General features: G+C 64.7%; 7 protein-coding genes and 1 other RNA gene. 1 reads left to right on the forward strand and 7 read right to left on the reverse strand.

Annotation, left to right across the window (positions count from 1 at the left end; translation table 11 throughout):
* The 5 genes from EN745_RS27420 to mraZ form a co-directional block, all read right to left on the reverse strand.
* Window positions 1-242: Mur ligase domain-containing protein (locus EN745_RS27420; RefSeq protein WP_245487851.1), on the reverse strand; the 242-nt coding region annotated here is incomplete at its 3' end.
* 54 nt (window positions 243-296) lie between these two features.
* Window positions 297-2,006 carry a penicillin-binding protein 2 gene (locus EN745_RS27425; RefSeq protein WP_127422703.1) on the reverse strand — a complete coding sequence of 570 codons (1,710 nt, stop codon included), beginning with the start codon at window positions 2,004-2,006 and terminating at the stop codon, window positions 297-299.
* 14 nt (window positions 2,007-2,020) lie between these two features.
* Window positions 2,021-2,416, reverse strand: coding sequence for a hypothetical protein (locus tag EN745_RS27430; protein ID WP_126053892.1), 396 nt, complete (start codon window positions 2,414-2,416; stop codon window positions 2,021-2,023).
* Between the two features lie 4 nt (window positions 2,417-2,420).
* On the reverse strand, window positions 2,421-3,437 hold the full coding sequence (gene rsmH, locus EN745_RS27435; RefSeq protein WP_127422702.1) for a 16S rRNA (cytosine(1402)-N(4))-methyltransferase RsmH: 1,017 nt from the start codon (window positions 3,435-3,437) through the stop codon (window positions 2,421-2,423).
* Complete coding sequence (gene mraZ / locus EN745_RS27440) at window positions 3,434-3,892, reverse strand: division/cell wall cluster transcriptional repressor MraZ (RefSeq protein WP_056573299.1); 459 nt, start codon at window positions 3,890-3,892, stop codon at window positions 3,434-3,436. Before mraZ ends, rsmH begins: the two co-directional genes overlap by 4 nt.
* A gap of 416 nt (window positions 3,893-4,308) precedes the next feature.
* Here mraZ and EN745_RS27445 point away from each other — a divergent pair, with 416 nt between their 5' ends.
* Complete coding sequence (locus tag EN745_RS27445; protein ID WP_127406475.1) at window positions 4,309-5,424, forward strand: cystathionine gamma-lyase; 1,116 nt, start codon at window positions 4,309-4,311, stop codon at window positions 5,422-5,424.
* Between the two features lie 70 nt (window positions 5,425-5,494).
* On the opposite strand, the gene rnpB is transcribed toward EN745_RS27445, so the two are convergent.
* Window positions 5,495-5,906: RNase P RNA component class A (rnpB, locus tag EN745_RS27450), an RNA gene on the reverse strand.
* A 63-nt stretch (window positions 5,907-5,969) separates the two neighbouring features.
* On the reverse strand, window positions 5,970-6,188 hold a 219-nt coding region (locus tag EN745_RS27455), incomplete at its 5' end, for a transglycosylase SLT domain-containing protein (RefSeq protein ID WP_145992153.1).

Raw genomic sequence — 6,188 nt, forward strand, 5'->3', positions numbered from 1 at the left:
ACGGAAAAGCCCGGGACCGGCAGCGCGGAAATGGCGCTTCCCTGGCCCGCCACGACCGCTGCGGCACCCCGCTTAGCGGCATCCGCCGCGTAGGCAGCGCCATCGGCCTTGCTGCCGGCGAGCGCGAAAAAGACGACGCCGGTCTTGACCGCGCGGGAATCCGAGGAAATCCCGGTGACCACCAGGTCGGGGGAAGCTGTTCCCTCGACAGGCAGGATACCGGCTAGTTCTTTTAGCTGCATCGAGTCCCGTTCATCGCAACAAAATAGCGCGCAGTTGCCGGCGCGCCCCAAGAATCACTGATAGGAAACCAGCGTTGCACCATTTTCATGGCTGAAATCTGGCTTCACGCCAAGCATGGCGGCCGAACGGCGGATAATGTTTCCCGCCATGACGCCCGCGTTCGAGGCGGCGGTCGCCCCCATGCCCGGCTTTTCCGGCTTCGGCTCGTCGGCGATCGTCAGCACGATATATTGCGGATCATCCATCGGGAAAGCGGCGACGAAGGCGTTGAAATTCTTCTCCTTGGAATATCGGCCATTGACGACCTTCTCCGCCGTGCCGGTCTTGCCGCCGACGCGGTAGCCCGGAACCCTGGCGCTCTTGCCCGAACCCTTCTCGGCGTTGAGCGCATAGAGATAGCGCATGCCTTCGACGGTCTTTTCGCTGACCACCTTCTTGGCCACTTCCATCGCCTGCTGCGCCGTGCGTGGCAGGAAAGTCGGTTCGATCAGAAAGCCGCCGTTCATCAGGGCGGCGCAGCCCACCGCCGTCTGCAGCGGGGTCGTGGACACGCCATGGCCGAAAGCGATCGTGATCGAATTGACCTGCTTCCACACCTTTGGCTCGGTCGGCCGCGCCACTTCCGGCAATTCCGTCTGCATCTTCTCGAGCACGCCGAGGCGATGCAGGAATTCGCGGTGCCCCTCGATGCCGACGGCCTCGGCCTCCTTCGCCGAGCCGATGTTGGAGGAATAGATGAACACCTCCGGCACCGACAGCACCCGGCCCTTGCTGTGGAAGTCGTGGATCGTCTGGCGGCCGATCCTGATCGGCCGCGTAGCGTCGAACCGGCTTTCCAGCGTCACCTTGCCGGAATCCAGCGCCATGGCGGTGGTGAAGCTCTTGAAGGTCGAGCCCATTTCATAGAGGCCGGCCGACATGCGGTTCAGCCGGTCCTTGTCCTGAGCGTTGTAGGGATTGTTCGGGTCGAAATCCGGCACCGAGGCCATCGCCATCACTTCGCCGGTCTTGACGTTGAGGACGACGGCACCCGCCGCGATCGCATGGAACCGCTCCATGCCGGTGGCCACCTCGTCGCGCACGACGTTCTGGATGCGCAGGTCGATCGACAGCCGCACCGGCTTCAGGTCTCTCGCCACAGCCAGGCCCGACGCCTGCAGGTCGGTCAGGCCCTGGTCGTCTATATACTTCTCCATGCCGGAGATGCCCTGATTGTCGATGTTGGTGAGACCGACAATGTAGGAGGAGGTTTCGCCGCTCGGATAGAAGCGGCGCTTTTCCGTGCGGAAGCCGAAACCGGGAATGCCAAGCTGCATGATATCGGCCTGCTGCTTCGGCGTCAGCTGCCGCTGCAGCCAAACGAAGCCGGCGCCGCTCTTCAGCTTGTGGTAGGTCTGCTCGTAGTCGATCTCGGGCAGCACGGTCGATAGCTTCTCGATCGCCTCGTCGGCGTCGACGATGCGGCGCGGCTCGGCAAACAGCGAGGCCGTCTTGATATCGGTCGCCAGCACCTCGCCATTGCGGTCGACGATGTCGGGCCGCGAGGCCGTCACGCGGTTCTGCGGGCCGCCCGACATGTCGGGACTCTGGAAGCCGAGGTACACAAGCCTGCCGGCGATGGCCGAATAGATGCCGAAGAACACCGCCATCGTCATCACGATGCGGGTCTTGGCCCTGCCGCCGGTCGCCTTGCGGGCGCCGTCGACCACGATCGAGCCGTCGTCATCCTGCCTTTTGCGGCGCCTCAGCAGTCCTCCGAGCATCGAGAACCTGGCGATCATTGCACGATGCCTCCGGTCACGATCGGGTCCTTGGCGCCCTTGGGCCCCTTGTCGGAATTGTCGGCCATGCCGCCCAGCCGCTGCGACGAGAGGTCCTCGATGTTGACCGGCTTTGCCGGCAGATCGTCGAGGTTGACGATCTGGCGCGCATTGACCGGTTCCAGTTCGAGCTGCGACTTGTAGATTTCGGCGAGCTTCTGCAGACGCGAGGGCTGAGTGAGCAGGCTCCAGTCCGCCTTCAAAAGATCGATCGTGTCCTCCTCGTAGCGGATCTGCGCCTCGATCTTCTGCACGGAAGCCAATTGCTCCTCGGCATCGCGCTTGGTCTTGTAGGTCAGGGCCGCCGCCGAGACCATGACGGCGATCAGGACTATGTCGCTGGTACGAAACACGTGCTCACCTCTCCCCCGGCCGCTCGACGGCGGGAAGCTTTGGAAGGCCGAAAATCGAAAAATCGCCCGCGCGCGCCGGCGCTTCGGTGCGGATTGCCGCGCGCAGCCTAGCCGAGCGCGCGCGCGGATTGGCCGATATCTCCGCATCGCCTGCGGTTACACCGCCGCCGGCCTTGCGGAAGGTCTCAAGGCGGGCTTGTGCCGCAGGCATATGGCGCGAGCCGCTCGCGGCCTCAGCCCGGTCGGCGATGAAGCGCTTGACGATGCGGTCCTCCAGCGAATGGAAGGTCACCACGACGAGCCGGCCGCCGGGTTTCAGCACCCGCTCTGCCGCGAACAGCGCGCGTGCCAGTTCGCCGAGCTCGTCGTTGACGAAAATGCGCAACGCCTGGAAGACGCGGGTCGCCGGATGGATCTTGTCCTTCGGTGCGCGGCCGATATGCGTCTCGATGGCGTCGGCGAGATCGAGCGTGCGTTCGAACGGCCGCTTCTCGCGCCGGCTCTCGATCATGCGGGCAATGCGGCCGGCATGACGCTCCTCGCCTAGAAAGCCGAAGATGCGGGCAAGGTCGCCCGCCTTGAAGCTGTTGACGACATCGGCGGCGCTCAGGCCCGCCTGCGCCATGCGCATGTCGAGCGGCCCGTCGGCGCGAAACGAGAAGCCGCGTTCGGCCTGGTCGAGCTGCATGGAGGAGACGCCTATGTCCAGCACCACCCCGTCGGCGCTTTCGACATGCTCGTCGAGCATCGAAAACGGCGCCTGGACAAGAGTCAGGCTGCCGCCGGATTGCTGTTCCAGCGAACGCCCAGCGGCGATGGCATCGGGATCGCGGTCGATGGCCACGACCGAGGCACCGCTTGCCAGGATGGCCCTGGTATAGCCGCCGGCGCCGAAGGTGCCGTCGACGATCAGATCGCCGGCCTTGGGCGACAGCGCCTCCAGCACTTCGGCAAGGAGGACCGGAATGTGGCGGGCCAGTCCGCCAACGGCGTTGATATCCTCGCCGTGGCCCGCCGTCATTCCGGTCGCTCCCCAGGCTTCGTCCCCTGCCGAAGCTGCAACAGCCGGGCGCGCGCCTGCGCCCCATAGGCGGCAAGCCGTCCCGGCTCCCAGATCTGGAAGAAATTGCCGCGGCCGACAAAGGCCACTTCCGCCGAAATGCCGGTGTGCTCGCGGATGAAGTCGGTCATCGTTATGCGCCCGTCCTGATCCAGCTTCAGGAACGTACCATCGCCATGGCAGAAGAACGACATGTCGTCCGCCGTCTGCAGGAAGGGATCTTCCTGCGCGATGCGCTGCTCGTAGCGGTCGAGCAGGTCGAGACCGCCGACATCCATCGCCGGAAGATCCAGGCAGCGCAGCGCATAGAGCTCCGAATAGCCCCGCTTCTGAACGACGGCGCGGAAATGCGCCGGAACGGAGACCCGTCCCTTCGCATCGATCCTGCTCACCGTGTTCGACAGAAACCGGTCCATCACGCGCCACAGCCGCTTCCGCCGCCGCACCCCTTTCCATCATCCCGTCCGCGCCGCCGCAGCGCGTCCCTTCCCGAAATTCCGCTTCGTTCAACGAGGCGAAAGCTCGCAAACGCGCAGCCCCAGCGGCTGCCCGATTGGCGTACGCTTCACCCTGACACGGAACGAAGGCTTTGGTATCGGAATGGGATATCATGGGGTACTATGGGCGTCAACGGGAACGAGCTTCACAAACGCGCTCGCCACAACCAGAAAGAGCAGCCTGACGGCACGTCTGATCTTTATCGTCCATTAAGCCTAACGAAGCGTTTAGAGGGCTGTGGCCCAAGGGACGCGGCTTGCTGCGGACCGCGCCCACGCATAGCGTCGCGCCAATGCTCCGCTGCCTTTGGCAGCCAACAGGAGGTGAATGGTCGATGTCCGAAACGGCGAAGTCACGTGCCGCCGCACTTGCCCACTTGCGCAGCCGCGATTTCGCCAAGGGCGATCCGATCCCCTTGCCGCTGACCATGGCTTCAATCTTCCACACACCTGGCGAAGAAGCGGGCTTCGACCAGTATGGCCGCTACGACAATCCGACCTGGCGCGCCGTCGAACATGCGCTCGGTCATCTGGAAGACGCGCAATGCCTCGCCTTCCCGTCGGGGATGGGCGCGATCTCGTCGGTGTTTTTCGCGCTGCTGAAATCCGGCGACCGCGTCCTTCTGCCTGCCGACGGCTATCACGCCACGCGCGCGCTGGCGGAACGCTTCCTGAAGCCGTTCGGCGTCGCCTGCGACACCAGGCCGACCCCAACCTTTCTCGACGGAGGGTTCGACGGCTACCAGCTTGTCTTCGTCGAAAGCCCGTCTAACCCGCGGCTGGACATTTGCGACATCGCCGCAGTCGCCAACGCTGTCCATGCGCGAGGCGCGCTCCTCGTCGTCGACAACACGACGATGACGCCCTACGGCCAGCGCCCGCTCGATCTCGGCGCCGATATCGTCGTCTCCGCCGACACCAAGGCGGTGAACGGCCACTCCGACGTGCTGTTTGGCCATGTCGCGAGCCGCAATCCAGATATCGTCGCCAAGGTAAGGGACTGGCGCGAGACGGCCGGCGGCATTCCCGGGCCGTTCGAGGCCTGGCTGGTGCATCGCGGCCTCGAGACGCTGGAGGTGCGCTTCGACCGCATGTGCGCCTCGGCAGAGGTGATCGCCAGGCGGCTGAGACAGCATCCGGCGGTCAGCGGCCTGCGCTTTCCCGGCTTGGACGGCGATCCCTCGCACAATCTGGCGCGGGCGCAGATGGATCGCTTCGGCTTCCTGATCTCGTTCGACCTGGCCTCCGAGCAGAAGGCCGAGGATTTCATCGACAACTGCACCCTGATGCAGGCGGCAACCTCTTTCGGCGGCGTCCACACCTCGGCCGAACGGCGATCAAAAAGGGGCGACGCCGTACCGCCGGGCTTCGTGCGCCTGTCCATTGGCTGCGAGCCGGTGGAAGAGCTTTGGCAAGCGATCGAGGCATCGCTCGACCGCCTTGGTGGTTGAATCAGAGCGCACGCCGGACGGCGCAGCCCACTGATATCAAATGGATTTCACGGCGATATCGCGGAGAAAAATTGCCAGCTGGCCTATAAGCCGGGTTCTGTATGGCCCCCGCGCCTTGCGGCACGGGAACGCGGCGGCCATTCATCTTGGGCGCATGTTGCCATGCGCCTCACGCAACCTACCCGGGCGGTGGGCCGGAAACAGCCCTCGAAGGTTTCCCCTCGCACCGCCCCTATTCGGTCTTGCTCCCGGTGGGGTTTACCATGCCGCTCCTGTTGCCAGTCGCGCGGTGGGCTCTTACCCCACCCTTTCACCCTTGCCCCGGATCCGGCAGAGCCGAACGCCGCGGCGGTTTGCTTTCTGTGGCACTTTCCCTGGGGTCGCCCCCGCCGGCCATTAACCGGCACCGTGTCTCCATGGAGCCCGGACTTTCCTCACCCGCAGCCTTTCGGCTTCGCGGGTGCGGCCGCCCGGCCAGCTGGCAGAGCGTATAAAGGGGTTCGCGCCTGAAAACGCAAACGAAAAAGGCGGTTACCCCAGCTTCATCATGCCGGCGAACCGAGCGCCGCCATCTGCACCTTGACCTTGCTGCAATAGGCGGCCGACACCGGGTTCATCCGCGTCGCGGCGTGGCCGGCATTGTATTTCAGGATCGTGCCGCAGGTGGTGCCGCCGCCGAGGCCGCGCGCCATGGCCAGGTATTTCATGCCGTACTTGATGTTGGTGTCGGGATTGAACAGGCCTTTGACCGAGCCGCTGTAGCC

It is taken from the genome of Mesorhizobium sp. M4A.F.Ca.ET.022.05.2.1, from assembly GCF_003998845.1.
Taxonomy (GTDB): Bacteria; Pseudomonadota; Alphaproteobacteria; order Rhizobiales; family Rhizobiaceae; genus Mesorhizobium.

Coding starts and splice junctions, on each gene's coding strand:
- EN745_RS27425 (WP_127422703.1), bottom strand. CDS start 2,006: ATGCTCGGAGGACTGCTGAGGCGCCGCAAAAGGCAGGATGACGACGGC.
- rsmH (WP_127422702.1), bottom strand. CDS start 3,437: ATGACGGCGGGCCACGGCGAGGATATCAACGCCGTTGGCGGACTGGCC.
- mraZ (WP_056573299.1), bottom strand. CDS start 3,892: ATGGACCGGTTTCTGTCGAACACGGTGAGCAGGATCGATGCGAAGGGA.
- EN745_RS27445 (WP_127406475.1), top strand. CDS start 4,309: ATGTCCGAAACGGCGAAGTCACGTGCCGCCGCACTTGCCCACTTGCGC.